Below are 21,823 nucleotides of genomic sequence, written 5' to 3' on the forward strand. Positions count from 1 at the left end.
CGTCCGCAGCCCGGTTTCAACGCGTCGGGCGCTCTGCCGGCCTCAACGAGAGGCGAATTCCCTCAGCCGGGTGCCTGCCACCAGGTGAGACAATGTCCGGATCGTGAACACCTTCCCGCGAGTTGCCAGGATCATCTTCTTCATGTCCTCACGCCGGACTCCGAACCCACGGCCGCCGATGCACGCGACGACCTGGAACTTCGGATCATCTTGCGAGCGTCCGGCGACGCTCAACTCGCCAAGATGCTGAATGCGAGTGACTTTATCGCGCGCCGTGCCATCGTCCTCGGTGAGCTTGGCTTCGATGACAACGCAGGGGTTGAACTCGCTCGGGATGACGAAATCGGGCGCCTGATCGAAACCCGGGATCCGCTGAGCCCTCCTGGTCTTCCGATAGCTGATTCCGGCGTCGCTGAGAACGTCCTCGATCGCGGACTCCAGCCTGTCGCCGATTAGCTCGCTGACGGAATCGCGATGTCCGGCAAATGGACGGCCCAGGAATCGTTCGTACAGAAGCATGGCATAGGGAACGCCCATGGAGGCAAGGTGCCGAACGGTCTCAAGTCCCTCGCGTGTGTCCGCCTTGTCAAGACGATGAAGCTGGTCCGTCGCCACTTCGGGATTGCCTTCCTGAAGCAGTTGGCACGCCGTCCGGACCAATGCCTCCACCCTGCTGAATGCGGCGCTGTCCTCGTTGAGGACGTTCTCGGGCTGCAACCGGATTCGCCGGTCCAGACTCCGGACGAAGCTCTGTGGAACCCTGATCCCGCTTCGCTGAGTCGTGACATATGCCCATTCAGGCGGTGTGAACCCCAACATGGTCCTGAGAACCACGATGGAGATCGGTTCCGCCCGTGCAACGGGGAGGACTCGGGCCGGGGTCATCTCAGTAAAGGCCGCCGTTGCCGCCTTGAGTGCTTCATACGCTTGTTCGAAAGTCGGGTATTCCACGAAGCCGGGGCCCTTGGGCAGAACAAGGAACTCGGATTCGAGACAGGAGAAGATGGCATCGACAAATGGGTCTGGATCGGCCAGTATTGCGTCCAGTGACGCCTCAAAAGGGAATCTCCGCATCATCGTCTCCGTAGGGAGCAGGGTCCTCTCGTGCCAGGACGCGCGGTATCTCACAACCCAGATGCCCTTCCACTGCCGGCCATCCCCCGAAGGCTTCAAGCCACTGGTGCACCTGTCGAAGCCGGTCGGCAACGGATCCGGTCTCCGGCTGCCAGACATCCCTCAAGGCCCAGATGGCCAACCTGGTGAGATGGCCGTAGGCGATACAGCGCATGTCACCTCGCGTAGGCCGCACACCTGCCACCTTCAGTTGCCGAGTATCCTCGAAGACAAGCTCAGCCACTCCCTCGGGAGTGTCGCGGATCCACTTGCGGGGGACACGCCCCGCGGACCGGCAAACGAACACGGTGTCGATGATGGATGATCCCGTGCCGCTGATGTGTATCGAGGCCCCCATTTCGGCGGGGCAGGGCATGGAAGCGGAACACACGAGCCTCGAATCCAGCACCGCAACCGCGATCGCGTGGTAGGCGCTCAGGTCATTGTGGTGGTAGGTGAAGACGAAAGGAGAGCCCGGCTTCAGCGCGCGCGCCATCCGCCTGAACACGGAGGAGAGCCCCTCCGCGAAATGGTCCAGCCCCCGCCCCATGCTCTCATTGCCCGTCAGTTCATCCGCGTTTCGCGTAGAGGCCCGCTCGAAGACCGCGCATCGATCGCCCGCCAGACGGCGTAGCCAGACATAACAGAAGTCCATCAGTTCGGCGTACTGCACGTTGCCGAAGTAGGGGGGATCCGTGAACACGGCATCAAGCGACGATTCCTCCAACCGGGCATCGGCCGCATTCTGGCAGAGGAGTTGAACGCTCCGAGGACGGCGCTGGAGGTGGCCGTTCGGGTGATCGCCGATCCACTCGCCGGGAATCTGCACGACCGATTTCCGACGCCCTTGATGCCGTACCTCGAAGGGATCATCGCAGTACGCCTTTGCTTTGCGGAACTTGTCGATGATGTTGGTCCATCCTCCGCTCCCTATGCAAACTGCTTTGCGTCGGTCCCGTATCCCGAGGAGATTGGATTCGCACTGCACCAGCCCCACCGGGAAGCCGTGAACCGAGAAGACGTCCAGCGACTTCAGCGCGGTGGTGTCGTAACGGCAGAGCATGTTCTGATAGCGAAGCAGATCCGAGAGATTCGTGGCGAGGGCGTTTCTCACCCGCTCGTCCGGCACCTCCGAGATGAAGCGGGCCGATAGCTCAAGACCGAGCAGTTGACGGGAGTTGAACATCTGGCGGTAATGTGAATAGCCCCAGCGATGCAGACGGTTCGTCTCATCCCCGGACGGTATCTCATCGTCGGGCACGAACTCTGCCTCGGTTTCTTCCCACCGCTGGTCGGCTTCGCGGATCTTCTCCAGGTCGTCGGCGTCCGGGCTCTTGAAGTATCGACCGTGATGGCGGTCTCGGCATTCGGGGCAGTGGTACTCCAACGCGAAGAGGCGGTGCCGCGGCGGTCCCAGGGAGACATCCGGAAACTGAACGACTGCCCCGCAGCGCGGACAAACACAGCGCCCTCTCTTTGCCGGCCCTCCGGCATGGAGGTCCCTGTGGCAGGATGCGCATTTGCCGGGGCGGTCTCTGTCTTCGACCTCGGTGAGCGCGCCGCACGCACCGCAAAGGAAGACGTTCCGAGGATGGCGTGAATCGCCTGCAACCAGGAAACCCGGGAACAGGGCAACATCCTCCCTGCACTGCGGGCAGGTCTGGATCTTCACCCAGAGACAGTACTTGACGTGCGCGGCGCAGGAGCCACAATGACCGCAGCGTGTCCTGAAGAGGTGGCCAATCTCTCGGTCAAGGTGGCCGCGAAGTGCCGTTGCCGCAACACCATAGGCCGCCAGATCCAGGTGCAGGATCTCTTGCTGGACAATCCAGTACGACATCGGGTTGATGTCATATCCGATCACATCGCACCCGATGCGGTTGGCCTCCAGCAGAGGTGTCCCCCCCCCCATGAACGGGTCAACCACCACAACTCCGTCGCAACTGTGCCCGGAGTAGAAGGACTCTCTGAGTTCCTGACTGCAGAACTCAGAGAGCAGGAGCCCTCGAAACAAGGTGCCCGGCCTGCGAGCGAACCACTTGTGCACGGCGATCACTGGCCGGTAGTTCTGCTGAATCTGCTTCTCACGCAAGGCAAGAGACGCGATGAACGGAACGTCAAATGCGCGTTCGATCATCCGAGCCTCCGCGAAAACGGCACGTGCTCAGGGCCGGTCTCTTGCCCCTCGCGCGGCAACCACCCCACCCGGTGCATCCCACGCATATCATAGGGGGCATACGCTCCCTGTCAAGCGGTCGGCGGCCTGCCCGGCCGGCGGCGGGCGGCGGATGCCGACGACGCGGTGCTGCGCATCGCGCTCGACGACGAGGTCGGCGCGGGGGAGGCCCCCGAGGATCAGGCGGCTGTTGGGCTCGTCGACGCGCGCAAAATGCGCGGCGGCGGCGGCCGGCGAGCGGCCGCCCCGCACGTGTCGCTCGATCATCGCCTCCCGCATCGTCTCAGCCGGAGTCGTCAGGAACAGGCGCAGGTCCAGAAGCGCCTGCACCTCCGCCCAGGCGCCCTCGCCCAGCAACAGGTAGTTGCCCTCGACCAGCACCAGCCGGTCGGCCGTGCCGATCCGGGCGCCGTCCGGCACCGGATCGTGCAGCCGGCGGTCGTAGCGCGGCACCGTGTGCGTCCGCCCGGCCTTCAACCGCCGCAGGCAGCGCACGAACGCCTCCGCGTCGAACGTCTCCGGCGCGCCCTTTCGCGCCCGCAGCGCATGCGCGTCCAGGTCGGCGTTGGAGCGGTGGAAGCCGTCCATGGGGCACAGCGCCGCCCCGCCCCCCTCCGGCCACGCCCTCAAGAGCAGCAGGGACAGCAGGCCGGCGAACACGGACTTGCCCGACGCCCCCGGCCCGGCGATGCCCACCAGGGCACGCGCCCCGCCCGGGCGAAGCGCCCGCACGGCCTGGCAGATCGGCAGGTAGAAGCGCCACAACTCCGCCGGACCGAGGCCCGCATGCTCGCGGTGCCCGGCCACGTCGAGCGCGACGGCCGGACACAGCGCCACGCAGCGGCGGAACGCCTCCGCACGTTCGGCGGCCATGGATGCCGCATCGAGGCCGATCGCCGCCAGGGCCCCGGTGACGGGGTCGGACCGCACGAGCCGTTCCGCATCGGCCGTCGGCCGGCCGGCCGCACGCAGCGAGTCCAGGAACCCGACCAGTTCCGCGTCCGGCGCCTTCCCGTCCACGGCAGGCCCCTCAGGAGAGCGTGAGGAGTTCGGCCTGCCCGGGCCCAAGTTCCTTGACGACCGTCTCGACCAGTTTGAGCGTCTTGTCGTAGTCGTCGGCGTGGATGACGCCGGCGTGGCTGTGGATGTAGCGGGCCGGCACGCCGATCACGACGCTGGGCACGCCGCGCTGGTGGATGTGGATGACGCGGGCGTCGGTGCTGCCCCGCTCGATCAGGCTGACCTGGTGCGGGATGTCGGCCTTCTCGGCCACGTCCATGACGAACTGGGTGAAGCGGCGGTCCGGGATGGCGCCGCCTTCGAGGACGCAGATGTCGGGCCCCTTGCCCAGGGAGACGGCCGGTTCGCCCTTGATGCCGGGCATGTCGGTGGCCAGGCCGACCTCCAGGACGATGCAGAAGTCGGGGTTGACGACGTCGGCGGCCGTCTTGGCGCCGCGCGTGCCGACCTCCTCCTGCACCGTGCCGACGCCGAAGACGGTGTTCGGATGGTCCGTCTTCTGCAGGGACTGGAGCAGCTCAATGATGAGGGCGCACCCGATGCGATCGTCCCAGGCCTTCGCCAGCAGGTGCTTGCCGTCGCCGAGCTTGCGGAACGCCTCCTTCGGCACGATGGGGTCGCCGATGCGCACGTGCAGCTTCTCGCGGGCGTGCTTCTGATCGCAAGCGCCGACGTCGATGAACATCGACTTGCGCTTGATGACCTTGTCGCGTTCCTCCGGCGGCGTCATGTGGGGCGGCGCACACCCGATGACGCCGTCGAGGGGGCCCTTGCGCGTCCAGACGGTCACCATGTGCCCCAGCAGCGTCTGGTCCAGCCAGCCGCCCAGGGGCGCGAACCGCAGGTAGCCGTCCTCGGTGATGTCTTTGACCATGAACCCCACCTCGTCCATGTGGGCGGGGATCATGATGCGCGGGGAGTCCTCCCGGCCGACCTTCTTGCACACCAGGCTGCCCAGGCGATCCATCTCGAACTCGCCCAGCCCGTCCAGCGCCTCGCGCATGAACGCCCGCACGGCGTCTTCCGCGCCGGGCACGCCGTCCAGATCCGTCAGCTTCCGCAGAAGCTCCATCGTCTTCCGATTCATCGAGTTCTCCTTCCCGGTTGGATGCCATCGCAAGCGGCTGCGGCCAGTATAGCCGTCCGTGCCGGCCAGTCAAACGGCCGGCCCCGCCTCGCGCGCGGCCTCGTAGAGCCCGAGGAACCGCGGCACGGCCTCGCGCCATCGGAACCGCGCGGCCCGCGCCAGGCCGGCCGCCCGAAGGCGGCCCCGCAGCGACCCGGACGTCTCCAGCCGCTCCAGGGCGTCGGCCAGCGCCTCCGGATCGCCCGGCGGCACGATCAGCCCGGCCTCGCCCACGCTCTCGCGCAGTCCGCCGGCATGGGTGGCCACCACCGGCGTGCCACAGGCCATCGCCTCCAGCGGCGGCAGCCCGAACCCTTCCACCAGCGAGGGGAAGACCAGCGCCCGCGCGGCGCGGTAGACGCCCGGCAACTCGCCCCGCGGCAGGTAGCCCGCGCGCACGACGTGCGCGCCCAGTTCCAGGCCGTCCTCCAGGCGCCGCACGGCGCCCTCCCCCCATCCGGGCGGGCCCACCATCAGCAGCTTGCGCCGCAGCCGGCCGCGCTCACGCAGCCGGGCGAGAGCCCGCAGCAGCACGGGCAGGCCCTTCTTCGGCTCCGGCCGCCCAACAAACAGGAACGGCGCTTGCCGCAGCCCCCAGCGAGCGCGCACGTCGCCCGGCCCCGGCCCGTCGGGGCCGAACAGGTCGTCCACGCACGGATGCACGACCCGGGCGCGGTCGGCCGCGGCGCCGAACTCCTGCCGCAGCGTCTCGAGCGTCCATTGCGACGTACAGTGGATTGCAGCCGCGCGCCGGATGCTGCGGCCCTGCATCAGGCCGAAGTGGCAGACGTTCCGCCGCGTGCAATACGCCGGGTGGGTGAGCGCGAGCAGGTCGTGGAGCGTCAGCACGATCGGCAGCCGCGCGCCCAGGGGCACGACGTAGGAGGGGCAGTGAAGCACCTCGGCCGCATCGCGGCGCAGACGGCGCGGCAGCGCGGCCTGCTCCCAGGCGATGCGCAGGGGGCGAAGGCGGTTGCGCACCCTCACCGGGACCGCCCGCACGCCCCCGCCGACGGGCAACGCGGGCCCCGCGTCCGCCCCGTGATAGACCAGGTATTCGTGGCCGGCGCCGCAGGCCGCCAGCCCCCCGATCAGCCCCCGCGTCCAGACACCGACGCCCGTGTCCCGGCCCGTCAGCGCCATGGCGTCGATCGCGATCCGCACGCACGGGTCTCCCGGCTGGGTGCCACTTGTCCGCCTTCCCGGGGGCATTGTATGATGAATCGGGGGCTGAATGAACTACCGGGCCGCTCCGGCCACTAATAATGAAGAGTGCGTATCACGGCGCGGGGGATCGGCCGGTCGAATTGGGACAGGTCTATAAGGAGAATGGCATGAACCGAAGGGCGACAGCAGCACTGCTACTTGTGGTCGGGCTTCTCGTGGGGCTACTCCTGAGCGGTGCGCTGAATACGCCGGCCCCGGCCCTGACTGCCGACGAAGCGGGCGCGCAGCGCAGCGGCAGCGCCGCCCTGGCCGCGGCCGAGAACGGGCGGAAGCTCGAGGAACTCAGCGAGTTCGCCAACAACCTGGAGACGCTCTTCCAGACCGTCGCCGACTCCGTCAGCCCCGCCGTCGTGCTGATCGAATCGCAGCGGACCATCACCCGCCGGCCGATGCGCCGCGACCCGCTCCTCGAGGACTTCTTGCGGGGCAGCCCCTTCGGCGGGCTGGACCAGTTCCTCGGCCCGCAGGGCCGGCAGCCGCGCGAGTTCACCCAGCGCGGGCTCGGCTCGGGCTTCCTGCTCGATCAGGAGGGCCACATCCTCACCAACAACCACGTCGTCGGCCAGGCCGACCAACTGCGCGTCCAGCTCTCCGACGGACGCGAGTTCGAGGCCGAGGTCGCCGGCACCGACCCGAAGACGGACCTGGCCGTCATCCGCATCTCCGGCAGCACCGAGAACCTGCCCACCCTGCCTCTGGGCGATTCCGACAACGTGAAGGCGGGCCAGTGGGTCATGGCCGTCGGAAACCCCTTCGGACTCCGCCACACGGTCAGCGTCGGCATCGTCAGCGCCACCGGGCGCCGCATCGGCGCCGCCGACTACGAGAGCATGATCCAGACCGACGCCGCCATCAACTCCGGCAACAGCGGCGGGCCGCTGGTAAACCTGCGCGGCCAGGTGATCGGCATCAACACCGCCATCGTCGGGCAGGCCAACCTGGGCATCGGCTTCGCCATCCCGGCCAACATGGCCAAGGACATCCTGGACGACCTGATCGCCGGCCGCGAGGTCAGGCGCGGGTTCCTCGGCGTCCGCATCGAGGCACTCAGGCCCGACATGGCCGAGGCATTCGGCTACAAGGGCACCGGCGGCGCACTCGTACAGGAGGTCACACCCGGCACGCCCGCCGAGAAGAGCGATCTCCAGGCCGGAGACATCGTCACGTCCCTCAACGGCCGCCCCGTCGCCGATGACAACGATCTGCGCCAGCGCATCGCCGGCACGGCCCCGGGAGAGACCATCGAGCTGGGCGTCTGGCGAGACGGCCGCGAGCGAACCATCAGCGTCACCCTTGACGAGTTGACCGACGAGGCCGGAGCCGCCGCCGTCAGCACCGACTGGCTCGGGCTGAGCGTGCAGACGCTGACCCCGGAGATGGCCCGCCAGATGGACCGCCCCGGCCTGAGCGGCGTGCTGGTCGCCGACGTCGCCGATGACAGCCCCGTGCGGCAGCGCATCCAGCCCGGCGACGTGATCCTCAGCGTGGAACGCACCCGAGTGGAGGACGCCGAACACTACCGCCGGCTCATGTCGGAGGTCCGCCCCGGCCAGAACGCGCTGATCCGCGTCTACAGCCAGCGCAACGGCTACGCCTTCTTCTTCCTCGTGCAGCGGCCGGCCGAACGCTGACGCCGACGCCGAACCTCGCGTGGGGACGTGTCGTCACAACGACGGCGCGTCCCCGCCGTCCGTTCCGCCTCCGTCGTCGCGAGGCAGCTTCCAGCGCATGTAGAGCACCGCCCCCACGATCAGGGCCGCATACAGGACGAAGAACAGCACCGTGCGTACAGGCCCGGCCTCGGCGCCGGCGTCCTGCGGATGCGGCAGATTGGCTGGGTTCATGCGGCCGTCCTTCGTTCCATGGACCGCCTCAGTATAGCCGCCCCGTCGCCCGTCCACAAAGCCAGAGACCCACGCCATGGCGTCGGACGGCAGTGGACCGAGGCCGGCCGGTGGGGACCGGCCGCCCCGCCGGCGGCGGGCAAGCCCCGGCTGGGGTGCCGTTCGTTCCTGCAGGAGACTACGACGAACAACGAGAACACAGCCGAGGGCGGCTGTGCCACACACGGAGCCACGGCCCGGGCCCTCCTCCCGGCCCACGAACCCGCCGTCGGCCGTTGATTTCGGGCTCCAATGGGCTATAATGATGGGGTTGGTGCGCACTTTTCTCCATGTCGTGATCCGAGAACGGCCATGAAACCGGAAATCCACCCCGAATACGTCGAGTGCGAAGTCGTCTGCGGCTGCGGCGAACGCTTCATCACGCGGGCCAACGTGCCGACGATCCGCGTCGAAGTCTGCTCCAAGTGCCACCCGTTCTACACGGGCAAGCAGAAGCTGGTCGACAGCGCAGGGCGCGTCGAGCGGTTCCAGAAGCGCTGGGGCAAGCACATCGAGGAGCGGAAGGCGCGGATCGGCGCCACTGAAGACGCCGGGTAGCTGCGCCGGGGGCTTTCTCGTGCAGACGAGGAAGCCCCCTCTGCATGTACGCCCCGGCCGGCCCCATCGCACGCCTGCGGCGGGCAGGAACCATGGATCTGAACCAGAAGACCCGAGCGCGTCTGACCGAACGCCTGGAGGCGCTCGCGCGCCGGCGCGCCGAACTCGAAAGCCGGCTCGCCGATCCCGACGTGGCCGCCGACAGCACCCGGGTGGCCCGACTGGCCCGGGAACTGGGGGCGCTCGGCCCCCTGGCCGCCCTCCGCGACCGCCTGGCCCACGCGCGCCGGCGGGCCGCCGAGGCCGACGAGACCCTGGCCGAGGCCGGTGACGACGCCGAGATGCAGGAACTGGCCCGCGAGGAACGAGCCGACGCCGAACGCGAGGAGCAGGCGGTGCTCGAAGAGGCCCTGAACGCGCTGGTCGCCGACGAGGACGGCCGCGAACGGAACGTCATCGTCGAGATCCGCTCCGGAACGGGCGGCGAGGAGGCCGGCCTGTTCGCCGCCGAGCTGATGCGCATGTACACCCGCTACGCCGAGAAGCATGGATGGAAGGTCGAACTGATGGACCAGAGCGAACGCGACCTCGGTGGAATCCGCGAGGTCACGCTCGCAATCGCCGGCCGCGGCGTCTGGCGCCGCCTGCGCTTCGAGAGCGGCGGCCATCGCGTGCAGCGCGTGCCCGAGACCGAGTCGCAGGGGCGCATCCACACCAGCCTGGCGACCGTCGCCGTGCTGCCGGAGCCGGAGGAGGTGGAGGTCGAGGTCAGTCCGGACGACATCGAGATGTCCTTCATGCGCTCCAGCGGGCCGGGCGGGCAGAAGGTGAACAAGACGAGTTCCTGCGTGCGCCTGGTGCACACGCCCACCGGGATCACCGTGCGCTGCCAGGACGAGAAGTCGCAGCGCGCCAACCGCAACAAGGCGATGAAGCTCCTGCGGGCCAAGCTCTACGAACTCCAGGCCACGCAGGCCCATGACGAACGCGACGCCATGCGCCGCGCCCAGGTGGGGTCCGGCGACCGCACGGACCGCATCCGCACCTACAACTTCCCGCAGGACCGCATCACCGATCACCGCGCCGGCGTAGACGTCTTCGGAATCGAGACGTTCATGCTGGGCGACTGCGACCGCCTCTTCGACGCCCTGGCGGAATTCGACAGGCAGCAGCGCATCCGCGCCTTCGTCGAGGGCCGGGAGGACGGACCGCCCGCCGCGTCCTGATCAGCCGGCTCCCACCCCGCCGCGCCGCGCCCCGGACCCGCCGAAGGCCGTCACGGCCAGAACCCCCAGGCTGGCCACCTTGAGGCCGACCAGCATCGCCGCCGTCCACGACAACCCCAACGCCGGCACCAGCAGCAGCCCCACGCAGATGGCGCCCGCCATGCCTCCCAGATGATCGGCCGCGTCGAACACGCCGGCCACCGTGCCGGCGTCGCGGGCTTCCGCCAGGGCCACGCGGGCAGCGAGGGGGAAGACGGCGCCGGTCAGCACGCCGGCGGCCGCCGCCAACGCCATGAAGGCCCAGGGCGGAAGGACCCCGGCCCCCATGGCGGCGGGGATCGTTGCGATCAACGCGGCCTGCAGCACCTCCAGCAGCGCCAGCGTCCCCACCGGGCGGCCCCGCGCCAGGCGAACCGCAAGCTGCCCCCCGGCGGCCAGCCCCCCCATGAACAGGCCGACGATGAGGGCGACGTCGCGGTAGACGTGACCGAACGCGACCTGGTAGCCGTAGACCACCAGCATCTCGGCCGAGAGCCCCAGGACGCCGGTCGTCAGCACGACCAGCGCGCAGCCCGCGGGGGCGGCCGCCCGGCGGCCGAGGAGGACCCGAAGGGCGGCCGCAGCGACCAGGCCCAGCGCCAAGGCCCGGAGCGGCCAGGCCGGCCCTGCCGCCCGAACACGCGTGTGGACGTCGGCCCCCACCTCCGGACCGCGCGGGCCGCCGGCTGCATACTGCCGCTGCAGGGCCAGGAACAGCGTGAACACGACCGGGCGGTCATCGGTGTTGAGCAGCGCGTCCGGGCGGGCAGCCTCCAGAAGGGCCAGCGTCTCGACGGTGCGCTCCGGCGGGAACTCCAGCGTCCCCAGCGCACGCCCGAGCACCTTCGGCTCCAGGCCCAGCCGGTCGAACCGACCCTCCAGCGCCTCCGCATCCGCCGTGACGACGCCCGGCGCGCCGGCGGCGAAGAAGCAGAACCGATCGCCCGGCCGCACGACCACGTGTTCGAAGACATCGCGCAGCGTGCGGTAGACGCAGCCCGTGTAATCGAGCACGGGGCGGCTGCGGCCGTAGTTCTCGGCACCGGTGACGTCGCAGACGGCCACGGCCCCGCCCGGGCGCAGGGCATGGCGGAGCATCCGGAAGAACTCCACCGTGTAGTAGCGGGCGGCCGCTGCGGACGTCGGGTCGCCCACGGCGACGACGATCAGGTCGTAGAGTCCGTCGCCGGCCGCCCCGTCCCGCAAAAAGGCGCGGGCATCCCGCAGGTGCAGGCGAAATCGAGGGTCCTCCAGCGGCGCACGCAGCTCGACTGCGAGGTGACTGAGCAGGAGGTCGACGACGACGGCGTCGGACTCCAGGAGTTTCAGCGAGCACACGGAGGTCCTGAGCATCTCCTGGCAGGGCCCGTCCAGCCCGCTCCCGATCATCAGCACGTTGCGGGGGTCGGGGTGCTGCGTCAGCAGCAGGGCGGCGCGCGCCCGGGCGGCGGCCTCGTCCGGCCACTGCGCGCTCTTGCGGCCGTTGCACAGGAGCAGGTACTCGCCCTGGCGGACGCCCAGTTCCACGTCCTGGTAGCGTGAGTCCCGGCGGCTAACGAGTTCAAACGCGCTGTAGCTGCGCCAGCGCGCCTGCGCGGTGTGCCACTCCACCAGGTGCCCTCCGCCGACGGCCAGCGCACACAGCACCGTGCCGAGGGCGATCCACGAGAGCGCGGCCCCGCGTTCGCGCCGGAGCAGTGCATCGAACGTGCCGGCGGCGAACACGCAGGCGGCGGCGCCGGTCAACAGCGCAGCCGGCCCCACGCGCCCCAGCAGGACGAAGCTCAGGAGGCCGCCCGCTGCGGCGCTCCCCAGCGCCTCCCAGACGTAGACGCGCCCGATGCCTCGGCCGGCCCGCGGCACCGCCCCCTCCTCCACCCGGCACGCACAGGTGAAGAAGAACCCCACCGGAAAGGCGGCCGGCAGCGACGCCGCCGCGCCCCCCACCAGCATCGCATCCACGGACAAAAACGCGCCCGAGCCCGCACCCAGCAACGGGCGCACACACCGCGCCAGGACGAATCCCGCATACAACCCCAACGGCACGGCCAGCATCGCCAGCCGCGCCGGCCGCAACGGCCGCCGCACCGCGCGCAGAAGCGAAGCCGCCGAGAGCGCCCCCAAGGCCACAAACAGCAGCCACCCGCCGAGCGCGCACGCCAGCGCCGGCTCCGTGCCGTAGAAGCTCACCATCAGCTCCCGCACCAGAACCGTCTGCCCAACCACGGCTGCCGCCCCCACCGCGGCGGCGGACAGCGACATGGAGGGGCGCCCCGCGCTCAACATGCCAACCTCACAGCGAGACACAGCCGTCACGCATCCGCCAGGGCACCGTGCCCCAGCGGCTCCGCGCGGCGATTATACACGATGGCGCACGCGAATCCCGCCCGAACGGCTCGCCCCCGGACCCCACCGCCCCCCCCGGCCCTCGGGCGAGATGCCCGGAGCTACGCATTCCGCGCCCGGCGCGACCCGGTGGGCACGCCGCCCCCCGGCAACAAGAAGGCCGCCCCTGTCTGCCAGGGGCGGCCTCCGGGTCGCTCGGTCTTCCGCGCCGGGCCTCTGCCCGGCGCCGCATCTGTGGTCAACGGGTTCCTGTCGCCCACTGCCGAACCAGATCCACGTTCGGCCCGGACGTCTGGTATTCCGTCAACTGCTTGTCGAACCGGAACGTCCGCGCCGACGTCAACGAGATCCGGTCGTTGTAGTAGGAGTATTCGTAGACGAGCAGGCTCTGGTCCCGGACGTCGACGAGCACGATCGGGGCAGTCCCCTGGAGTTCCTGGCCCACCACGCAGATCATGCCGCCGGCCGCGCCTTCGCTCTGAGCCTGGGCGCTGCCCATCAGGCCGCTGCCGGCGAGGGCCAGTCCGGCCGCCACGCCGACGACGGCCACAACTGCCGTCTTCCAGCTTCCTTGTGCCATTGCCGCTCCGCCCCCTTCCTTCACTTGGAGCTCACGCGCTGCTCTTGCTCACCGAGTTCGATGATCTCCGGGCAGGCCATGACGAACAACTGGTCACGGCTCACGCGGCGGCCTTCGGCCGAGAAGAGGCGCTTGACAACGGGGATCTTGTCCAGGATCGGCACGCCACCCTCGTGGCGCGTCCGCTCGCCGGCAGTCAGGCCGCCGACGATCAGAACGCCGCGGTCCGGGACACCCACGGTGGTCTCGAGCGTCTGCTCGTTGACCGTGGGCAGTGTCATGAAGTTCTGCACGGCCGCCCCGGCCCCGCCGCCTTCGCCGCCGGGCACGCCGACGAACGTCGTGAACGGCGCGGTGCGGGTCAGATCGGTCACGGTGATCACAGGCTCCAGCTCCATAAATACGTACTTCAGGTCGGCGCTGGCGATCGGCCGCACGCGCAGTTCCACGGTGTCACCCACCTCTTCGATCTCGGGGATCAGGATGTTCCCGTCCACGGAGTAGGTGGCGATGTAGCTGTAATCGGTCGAGACGCTGATGAAGCCGCGCTGGCCGTTGGCCAGGGTGATCGTCGGGGCGCTGAGCATCTTGACCTGGTCGCGCTTGTGGCCGAGCCGGAAGGTGCCGCCGATGTCGACGGCCCCCGAATAGCCGAAGTCGAGCGCCAGGCCGCCGGTCTGGGCACCGAAGAACGGGATGCCCGTCTGGATGAACGACGTGCCCGTGAGCGGCGCCTTGGTGAACGAGAAGGACATCGTGTCTTCGTCGAACTCGGCATCGGCATCGCCGAACGGATGCCCGAACCCGAACGGCAGCGAGTCGATGATCCCGATGACCTCGCCCTCGCCGTCGAAGCCCAGGACTCCGCCGGGCTGCACCCACGGCACGAAACCGCCGTAGGAGGGGCTGGCCATGTTGAACCCGTCGATGTTCCCGCTGGCATCGTAGCCGTCCGGATCGAGACTGAAGTGGCTCCAGTTGAAGCCCACCTCGCGCAGGAAGTCGTTCCCGACCGACAGGAAGCGCACGTCGACCTTGATCTGCACCTTCATGGCCGCGCGCAGCTCCTTGAGGAGCGTCTCGATGCACTCGTGCACCTCGGGCGTCTGGTGGACCATGATGCTCTGCGGGTCGTGGGCCATGACGACGGCCCGCCCCCGGGGCGCCTGCTGGACCGGCATGCCCATGGCGCCACCGGGGGCAAACCCACCCGGCCCGCCGAACCCGGGGCCTCCGATGGCATACGGATCGGCCGGCTGGGCCCCCGCTGCGAACCCGGTGCGGCTGCTCCCGAACGCGCCCCCCTCGAACCCGGACGAACCGGACTCATCATCGTCGTCCATGTCGATCAGGCCGCCGCTGGTGTCCTCCCAGGTTCCCTCGCCACAGGCCATCTTCATCAGAAGCACAAGGTTCTGGACACGCGACGTCATGCTCGAGAACCCCTCTTCGTCATCGTCGTCGCTGCTGCTGCTCGACGACCCGCTGCGGTACTGCGGATTGTAGCCACGGCTGGAGGAGCTGCGGCTGCTGCTTCCACTGCTGCTGCTCCCGCCCCACCCGCTGTCGTCGTCACCGCCACGGTCCTCGTAACTCAGCAGCAGGTCGCCGACGTTGTAGATCCGCATGTCGTAATCGCGGATGGACTCGGGGCTGCCGATCTTGATCAGGCCGCTCTCGACCTTCCAGGCCATGCCGGTCAGATCGGTGATCAGGTTGAGCCCGTTCTTCAGCGTCGTGTCGATCGTCAGGGTCACCGGCGCACCGTCCGCCGGGATTTCCTGGCGGCGCAGGCTGTAGCTGACCGGGGTCACCTGGCGCAGGAACTCCACCACATCCACCAGGGGGGTCTCGTTGAAGGGGAAGCTGACATGCATGTCCAACGCATCGAACACCGGCTTGTCCGCTTCGGTGTGCCCGAGGCTCGGCCGGTCGGACGGATACGTCGGCGGCCGACGCAGCTCGACCACGTTCTGCCAGAACCCCTTGTCCGGATAGTTGAACGTTCGAGACGGCACGATCTCCTGCATCGTGACCGCGTTCTCGAACTTCAGATCGCCCCATTCCAGCTTCTTGGCCAGGCGGACCGAGGTGTGGTCGAACTCGGCATCGCTCAGTATGCCACGCAGCTGGAGGACGGTCGCGTCGCTGGGGTCGACCGCCTCCATGTCATCGAGCAGCAGCTCCGCATCCTCGAAGCGCGCGTGCTTGATCAGGTCCATCACCTCCTGCGCTCGACGCGCCTGCTCGGCCCGCTGCACCTCGACGATCCTGCGGATATTCTCGTCGGCTGCGTCCGCCGCCTGCTGCGCTGCGAGGCCGGCCAGACGGCGCTGCGACTCCTCATGGTCCTTCTCGACCGTGGCCAGCAGGCGCTCCACCTCGTCGCGCTGCTGCGAGACGTCGGCGGAGGTGGCCAGAACGTCGACGGCAAGGCGGGCCTTGCGCAGCTCCACGAGCGCGTCTTCATACTGCTCGTGGGCGTAGAGTTCACGGGCGCGGACGATGGAGTTCCTGAGCGACTGCAGCAGGGACTGCACCCGGACGGGCACGCCACTCACCAGCCCGTCCTGCTGGGCCTGCTGCAGGGCGGCCTCCTCGCCCATCTGAACGCGGGCCTCGAGGAGCAGTTCCTTGGCCTGCGCGTTCTCCGGGTCCAGGAGGAGTGCCTGCTCGGCAAGCTTCCGCGCCTCGGCCGGCGCGTTGGAGATGTAGATGGCATGGTGGGCCTGTGCGGCCAGATCAGCCGCCTCCGCCTTGCGCTTCTGCTCTTCGACGATCCGCATGGTTCGGAACTTGTCCAGCAGATCATCCGCCGCCGGCACCGCTGCGGTGTCCGCATCGGGCGTCACGACCGGGGCGGTCGGCTCGGCCGCAACGGCCTGGCCCGCCGGCGCCTCGCCGAACGCAGCCAGTTCGGCGATCGTCGGCGCGTCCTGTCCCGTTGCCGTATCCCCGGCGGCGTATGCAAAGGATGAGACGGCCATCAGACACACGACGCCCACAGACACCTGCCCGATCTTCCTAAGCATTCTCCGCCTCCGGTCACTTGCTGTTGTCGCCATGGGGAGCGGACACGCCAGCCCGCCGCACGAATGTCTTTCCCAAGTACTGGCGCCCGGTGGGCGCGAACTCGCCACTATTAAGTCGGAAAGCAAGCCCATTGTCAAGCAAAACCTCTGCGCGTTTGTGATCGGCGCCCTGCCGGGCCGCCCGGCCTCACATGCGGTCCCGGTAAGTTGCCGTCCTCGCGTAGTGCGCCTTCAGCCGCTCGATGGTCTCCCGCACCCGTTCCGCGTCGCCCTCGCCGTGCGCTTCCACGGCCTGCCGATAGAGGAGTTCGGCTTCCCGTTCCTTCTCCCGGATGGCCTCTTCCACATTCCCGGCATCCTTCTCCATCTGCGCGCTCAGGGGCGAATCGGCCATCGTCCTCAACCGCGTCAGAGCCTCCGCAGCGGCCAGATAATCCGCCGCATTGTATGCAAGCACGGCACGCGACAGCAACTTCTTCTGCTCCTCCTCGACCAGAACCTCGATGGCGGAGTCCAGGTCGGCCCGCTCGAACTCCGTCAGCCCGAACGGTCCCGCCTGCACCGCGCGCAAGCCCGCACTGGCGGTCTCGCGTCCCGTCAGGAGCGCCGCCATCGCGTCGCGGTAGCCGCTCCATGCCTCCTCGCGCTGCTTGGCAGCATCCAGCAGGGCCCGGCCCTCGACGGCGTACTGCTCCGCCTGCGCCGCTCGGGCCATCTGCCGTTCGCTGAGTTCCAGTGCGGACTCCGCCACCGCAGCCAGCACGTTGCGCCGGACGGCGTCCGTCGCCGGCAGCTCTTCGCCGTCGGGCAGGCCCGACAGCAACTGCACCGCCCGGGCCACGTCGCAGGCGTCCAGGGCGGCGGCCGCGCCCGTCAGGGCCGCCTCGATGTCGCCGGCGCGCCGGATCTCCTCGACTGCGGAGGCGGACCGCTCGGCCACGCTGCGGTCGACCACGTCGGCCGCTTCGGACTCGATCGTCTGCACGGCCCGGGCATACTCGCCGCGTTCCAGGGCGTTGTGCGCCCTGCGCAGGGCCAGCGCGAGCTGCCGCTCGGCCAGTTCCCTTCGCGTCGCTTCCGCCTGCGCCTCCTGGCCCGCCTGCGCCTGCCGAAGCAGCACTGCGGCCAACTCCCGCAGCCGCCGCGTGTCCTCGGCCAGACCCCGTTCGCGGCGCTCCTCGGCCTCGGCGGTCCGCAGCTTGAGGGCGTCCTTCTGCTGCCGGGCCCAGGCGGCGACGTCGCGGGACACCCCGGCCCCGGTCGCCAGCGCATCCAGGTGCGGTTCGGCCATCTCCGGACGGCCGGCCTCCAGGTAGGCCGGGGCCAGTTGGCCTGCGATCACCAGCCGCGCCCGCGCCATTTGCTGTCCGAGGTGACGCCGCAGGTCCGGCGATGCCTGCCCGGTCGCGGCCGACAGGTCGGTCCCCAGGAAGGCGACGACGTGCTCCAGCACGCGCATGCGCGCGGCGCCGGCCAGCGCCTCCTCCCGGACGGCGGTCAGGACGGCACCGGCACCTTCGAGGGCCGTGTCCAGGTCGCCGCCCGGCAGCGCCGCCCGACACGCATCGACGGCCGCCACCAGCCGCGCCGCCACGGCCTCCTGCCGGTCGGCCTCTCGGCGCGCGGCCTCCTGCCGCGCGGCAGCGTGGTTCCGCACGTCCGGGCCGACCATGTCGGCCCCGGCCGCCATGACCAGGTCGAGCGCCCAGCGCGCATGGTCCGGTTCCCCGGCCTCCAGATAGCGCTCGGCCACGGCGGGCAGCCCTGCGTAGCGCGTGGGCCGGAGCCACCGATCGATGCGGAACGCCTCCTGCGCCGCCTTGGTGACGGCGTCGCGGACGGCGATCTGCCGGGGCGCCAGTTGCACGCCCTCGGCGCGTGCCAGCGCGACCATCTCCCTGACCCTCAGGTCGGCCTCCAGGAGGTCCGTCTTCATGGCGTCGGTCGCGTCGTCGCAGAGGTCATTGAGCGCGCGCGTCACGGCCGCCAGATGCGCCTGGCGTCGGCGGGCGTCCTCCAGGGCCTGCGCCCGGAGCCGCACCTGATCGTCCAGGTCGCGCAACGTCGTGCGCGAATCGGCGTCGACGGTCTGCAGAACGGCCAACGCCTCGGTCAGGTGCGCCCCGGCGGCGGCGTAGTCCTGAGCGGCGAACGCGCCGTCGTATGCCTCCAGAGCCTCGCGGACGGCCCGCCGCGCGGCCAGCAGGGCGTCGGCTTCACGTGCCATCCGCTCGGCATCCTCGGCCTCGTGCCGGAGGTGCGCACGCTCGGCGGCCTTGCGGACGGCCGCGGTCAGTTCCTTGTGCTCCTCCCGCTGGAGGGGGGTCAGCCACTCGGCATGCCCCTCCAGTTCCTCCAGGGAGTCCAAGGCGGCCGCGTGTTCGCCCTTCTGCGCCAGGGTCCGGGCATCCTGGAGGAGCCGGGTCGCGGCGGCCCGCCGGGCCTCGGCCTCCTCGCGCTCGATCCGGGCGACGGCGGCCAGCAGCCCGGCCACCTCGTCCAGGTCCGCCTGCACAAGACGGATCCGGCTGTCCCACACCTCCTCGAGCGCACGCCGCGCACCCTCGTAGTCCCGCGCCTCGTAGAGCATTCGCCCGGTCCGCAACCGGCCGTACAGCCGCTCGAGCGCCTCGCCGACCTCCTCGCGCGCACGCCGCAGGCGCCGGTTGCGCCGCCAGCCGAAGCTGACGCCGAGCCGGGCGGCCTTGTCCAGATGCGGTCGGGCCTCCACGTACATGCCGCGGTCATACGCCTCCAGGCCGGCGGCCAGCTCCCGCTCGGCAAGCGCGCGCACTTCGGCCGGGGACAGGCCGGGCTGCACGCCGGTGGCGTCTTCCACCGCGCGGCAGAGTTCGTCGCAGAGCGCTCGTTCCTCATCCGCCAGCCGCTCCCGAAGGGGCAGCAGGTCCGCCAGGAGGGCCGAAGCCTCCGAGTACACGTCCCCTCGGACGGCCGCCGAGGCCCGCTCGAGCAGATCGGTCGCGCGCGCCCTCTCCGCCTGCTCCCGCAGCCGGTCGCGCTGCGCCAGGGCGGCGTCCAGCTCGGTCAGGAGCCGCTCCAGCTCGCGGGACCACTGGCCCAGGCGAAGGCCCCGGTCCTTCACGGAGTGCAGGGCCTCCCGGGCCCCTTCCAGATCGCCCGCAGTCAGCAGGCGCTCTCCCCTGGAGATCGCCTCGCGCGCGTCCTCGATGGCCTGGACGACGCCTCTGCGCGCCCGCTCCAGGCTGCGCCGGCTCGCGCGGTCCAGCTTCGCGTCGAAGAGCGCGACCATGTCCAGCCGCGCACGGGCCTCGGCGTAGTCGCCGGCCTCGAACGCCCGCAGTCCCGCATCCAGGTGTTCGCGCGCGCGCAGGGCCCGTTCGGGCTCGCTCAGCGGGGGCAGCTCGAGCGTGGCCTCCTGGGCCAGGTGGCGCAGTTCGTCGTAGAACAGGCGATCCTGCGGCAGCAGTTCGCCCCTGCGCGGGTCCAGCCGGCTCACACACAGGGCGGCCCGGCCGTAGAGACGCTCCTCCCACAGGGCCACCGCCTCGGCGAGGAGTTCGGTCGCGGAGGGCTCCACGGCGTCGGCGGGTTCCGGCACCACGGCGGGGGCGGCCTCCCGGACGTCGGCGGGTTCCGGCACCAGGGGCGGGGCGGCCGCATCGGGGGGCGCCTCGGTGGGGGCCGCACCGGCGTCATCGGTGCGCGCCAGCGACTGCTGGTGCAGGGCGTTCCTCGCACGGCCCCACAGGACGGCGGTCTGGGTGGCCTGCTCCGGGGTCAGCAGCCGGGCGTTCGCCCTGAGGGCGTCCAGCAGCAGCAGCGCCTCGGAGTAGCGTCCGCCGTCGACGGCCTCGGCGGCGAGGGCAAGGGTCGGCTCCACCTCTTCGATGCTCAACACGCGCGCCGAGCCGGCGACCGGATCGACCAGTGCGCCCTTGCAGCCGACGATGGTGGCCAGGATGGCCACGACGAGGGCCAGAACCCGGACGGCGCGCCGCGCGCTCTGCTGCATGGTTCAACCTCGACGAAACGCCCTGAATGCGGCCACGCGCCGGCAGACGTTGCGCTCCCCCCCCCTGCACGGCGGCCTCTCTCGCGTGGGGAAGGTCGATGCGTGCGTCTACCGTCCGAACAGCCCTGTGCGCCCGCGGCCTCCGACCGAGCCCGCGCGGGAACGTGCGGCGGCCGCCGCCTCGTCCCACTTCTCCTGGCCGATCTTGGTCTCTCTGCGGAGCCGCTGGCGCACGAATCCCTCGGCGTCGGCATAGACCAGCCGGTCGGTGGTGATGCCGCCCTGAAGCAGCACGCCGCGATGGAAGTCGAGCAGCACATTGCCCGTCAGGTAGCTGGTCACGGATCCGTGGATCTGGGCCGTCTGGACACCGCCGATCTCCTCGCCGGGGGCGACGTTGAACGTCCCGATGGTCGCCTGCCCGGCGCCCGCACTCTGCAATACCTCACAGCGCACGCGCTCCCCGACCGAGCTGGCGAAGCGGAAGTCCACCAGGGGCTCGACCTCGGCCAGCACGGCGTCCGTGAACTCGCTGGCAGCCGGGTAGGTGTTCGCGCCCACCATGCGCACCTTGTAGCCGTAGCGCTGTCCGGGCGTCACGCCCGAGTCCTGCCAGTAGATGCCCGTGGGCACCTCTTCCTGCACGCCGGTCAGGGCGCCGGGGACCCCGGGCTGGGTGGGGACGGGATAGGGCAGCGCGCCCGGGGCGGCGCTGGAGACCTCCTCGGCCTCGACGCTCGCGACCTTCCGGAAGGCGCCGAGCGGGTCTTCCCAATCGCGCCGCCAGATCTCGTACTGGGCGACCGTCACGCCCTCCTGCTCGTTCAGAGGGTTCGGCACCACGTTCAGCACGACGGCACTGTCGCGCGTGCTGACGATCTCGAGGCTGCTGGGGGGGAAGGCGGTCTTGCCGGCCGAGGGGTCCACGACGACGGGGTAGACGTGCCGCGCGCCATCGCTGCTGCGCGCCTCGACGACCACCTCGCCCGAGTCCGGCCCGCTGGAGAGGCGCACGCGCCGATAGTCGCCCTCCACCGGGTGCTCGAGAAGGCGGATCAGGCCGCCGCTGACCTTGATCTCCTCCACGTTCAGCGGTGCCCCGAACTCGAGGACGAACGTGCGGTTCGAGCTGATGGCCAGAGGCGGGTAGCGCACCGGCAGCGGCATGTAGAAGTTGTCGGTAGGCAACGGCTCCGGCTCGGCCACGTCCGTCAACTGCCGTCGCAGCGGGGCCACGTAGTCGCGCGTCTCGGTCTCGACGTGCCGCTCGCGGAGCGCCCGCTCCAGCCTGTCCAGTTCAGGCTGCACCGCCTGGGGATCGGCCAGACGCGATGCGGAGGTCACGCGCACCATGGCGAACAGCAGGCTCGCCAGCAGGGCCAGGGCGGCCACGCCGCAGATGATCTTGTCGAAGTACTTGAAGGCGAACCCGTGCTTGACTACCGGCATTGTGGACCTCCAACCGCTGCAGAATGCACATCGAGCGCCCGCGGCACGTCCGCG

14 protein-coding genes are annotated in these 21,823 nt (G+C 70.0%); 3 read left to right on the top strand and 11 right to left on the bottom strand.

From position 1 onward, the window contains the following. Positions 1–42: 42 nt before the first annotated feature. From GXY85_01170 to GXY85_01190, 5 genes are all read right to left on the bottom strand, one after another. On the bottom strand, positions 43–1,074 hold the full coding sequence (locus GXY85_01170; GenBank protein NLW49440.1) for a hypothetical protein: 1,032 nt from the start codon (positions 1,072–1,074) through the stop codon (positions 43–45). Further along, entirely contained in the window at positions 1,055–3,250 is a 2,196-nt protein-coding gene (locus GXY85_01175) for a DUF1156 domain-containing protein (GenBank protein NLW49441.1), read from the bottom strand. Before GXY85_01175 ends, GXY85_01170 begins: the two co-directional genes overlap by 20 nt. Positions 3,251–3,337: 87 nt before the next feature. Further along, the gene (locus tag GXY85_01180; protein ID NLW49442.1) at positions 3,338–4,309 is read right to left on the bottom strand and encodes a hypothetical protein; all 972 of its coding nucleotides are present in this window, start codon (positions 4,307–4,309) and stop codon (positions 3,338–3,340) included. 10 nt (positions 4,310–4,319) lie between these two features. Further along, on the bottom strand, positions 4,320–5,396 hold the full coding sequence (locus GXY85_01185) for a M42 family metallopeptidase (GenBank protein ID NLW49443.1): 1,077 nt from the start codon (positions 5,394–5,396) through the stop codon (positions 4,320–4,322). A 69-nt stretch (positions 5,397–5,465) separates the two neighbouring features. Further along, positions 5,466–6,599 (bottom strand): glycosyltransferase family 4 protein, encoded by a 1,134-nt coding sequence (locus GXY85_01190; protein ID NLW49444.1) that lies wholly within the window; start codon positions 6,597–6,599, stop codon positions 5,466–5,468. A gap of 170 nt (positions 6,600–6,769) precedes the next feature. Between GXY85_01190 and GXY85_01195 the strand changes: the two genes are divergently transcribed. Further along, positions 6,770–8,293 (top strand): Do family serine endopeptidase, encoded by a 1,524-nt coding sequence (locus tag GXY85_01195; GenBank protein ID NLW49445.1) that lies wholly within the window; start codon positions 6,770–6,772, stop codon positions 8,291–8,293. A gap of 33 nt (positions 8,294–8,326) precedes the next feature. On the opposite strand, the gene GXY85_01200 is transcribed toward GXY85_01195, so the two are convergent. After that, complete coding sequence (locus tag GXY85_01200) at positions 8,327–8,506, bottom strand: hypothetical protein (GenBank protein ID NLW49446.1); 180 nt, start codon at positions 8,504–8,506, stop codon at positions 8,327–8,329. Between the two features lie 351 nt (positions 8,507–8,857). Between GXY85_01200 and rpmE the strand changes: the two genes are divergently transcribed. After that, a complete protein-coding gene (gene rpmE / locus GXY85_01205; protein ID NLW49447.1) occupies positions 8,858–9,103 on the top strand; it encodes a 50S ribosomal protein L31 in 246 nt (81 codons plus the stop codon). 92 nt (positions 9,104–9,195) lie between these two features. Next, a complete protein-coding gene (gene prfA, locus GXY85_01210; GenBank protein NLW49448.1) occupies positions 9,196–10,329 on the top strand; it encodes a peptide chain release factor 1 in 1,134 nt (377 codons plus the stop codon). Here prfA and GXY85_01215 read toward each other — a convergent pair whose 3' ends face one another. The 5 genes from GXY85_01215 to GXY85_01235 form a co-directional block, all read right to left on the bottom strand. After that, positions 10,330–12,654, bottom strand: a complete 2,325-nt coding sequence (locus tag GXY85_01215; GenBank protein NLW49449.1) for a hypothetical protein — start codon at positions 12,652–12,654, stop codon at positions 10,330–10,332. 298 nt (positions 12,655–12,952) lie between these two features. Further along, positions 12,953–13,294, bottom strand: coding sequence for a hypothetical protein (locus GXY85_01220; GenBank protein ID NLW49450.1), 342 nt, complete (start codon positions 13,292–13,294; stop codon positions 12,953–12,955). A 20-nt stretch (positions 13,295–13,314) separates the two neighbouring features. After that, a complete protein-coding gene (locus tag GXY85_01225) occupies positions 13,315–16,326 on the bottom strand; it encodes a hypothetical protein (GenBank protein NLW49451.1) in 3,012 nt (1,003 codons plus the stop codon). A 187-nt stretch (positions 16,327–16,513) separates the two neighbouring features. Next, on the bottom strand, positions 16,514–20,320 hold the full coding sequence (locus GXY85_01230) for a hypothetical protein (protein ID NLW49452.1): 3,807 nt from the start codon (positions 20,318–20,320) through the stop codon (positions 16,514–16,516). 108 nt (positions 20,321–20,428) lie between these two features. Continuing rightward, the gene (locus GXY85_01235; GenBank protein NLW49453.1) at positions 20,429–21,769 is read right to left on the bottom strand and encodes a hypothetical protein; all 1,341 of its coding nucleotides are present in this window, start codon (positions 21,767–21,769) and stop codon (positions 20,429–20,431) included. Positions 21,770–21,823: the final 54 nt, after the last annotated feature.

Source organism: Candidatus Brocadiaceae bacterium, assembly GCA_012728835.1.
Taxonomy (GTDB): Bacteria; Planctomycetota; Brocadiia; order SM23-32; family SM23-32; genus JAAYEJ01.

Excerpts from the sequence above, each read along its gene's own strand:
- GXY85_01200 (NLW49446.1), bottom strand. The coding sequence starts at position 8,506 with ATGAACCCAGCCAATCTGCCGCATCCGCAGGACGCCGGCGCCGAGGCC.
- GXY85_01185 (NLW49443.1), bottom strand. The coding sequence starts at position 5,396 with ATGAATCGGAAGACGATGGAGCTTCTGCGGAAGCTGACGGATCTGGAC.
- GXY85_01195 (NLW49445.1), top strand. The coding sequence starts at position 6,770 with ATGAACCGAAGGGCGACAGCAGCACTGCTACTTGTGGTCGGGCTTCTC.
- GXY85_01220 (NLW49450.1), bottom strand. The coding sequence starts at position 13,294 with ATGGCACAAGGAAGCTGGAAGACGGCAGTTGTGGCCGTCGTCGGCGTG.
- GXY85_01175 (NLW49441.1), bottom strand. The coding sequence starts at position 3,250 with ATGATCGAACGCGCATTTGACGTTCCGTTCATCGCGTCTCTTGCCTTG.
- GXY85_01215 (NLW49449.1), bottom strand. The coding sequence starts at position 12,654 with ATGTTGAGCGCGGGGCGCCCCTCCATGTCGCTGTCCGCCGCCGCGGTG.
- prfA (NLW49448.1), top strand. The coding sequence starts at position 9,196 with ATGGATCTGAACCAGAAGACCCGAGCGCGTCTGACCGAACGCCTGGAG.
- GXY85_01230 (NLW49452.1), bottom strand. The coding sequence starts at position 20,320 with ATGCAGCAGAGCGCGCGGCGCGCCGTCCGGGTTCTGGCCCTCGTCGTG.
- rpmE (NLW49447.1), top strand. The coding sequence starts at position 8,858 with ATGAAACCGGAAATCCACCCCGAATACGTCGAGTGCGAAGTCGTCTGC.
- GXY85_01225 (NLW49451.1), bottom strand. The coding sequence starts at position 16,326 with ATGCTTAGGAAGATCGGGCAGGTGTCTGTGGGCGTCGTGTGTCTGATG.
- GXY85_01170 (NLW49440.1), bottom strand. The coding sequence starts at position 1,074 with ATGCGGAGATTCCCTTTTGAGGCGTCACTGGACGCAATACTGGCCGAT.
- GXY85_01235 (NLW49453.1), bottom strand. The coding sequence starts at position 21,769 with ATGCCGGTAGTCAAGCACGGGTTCGCCTTCAAGTACTTCGACAAGATC.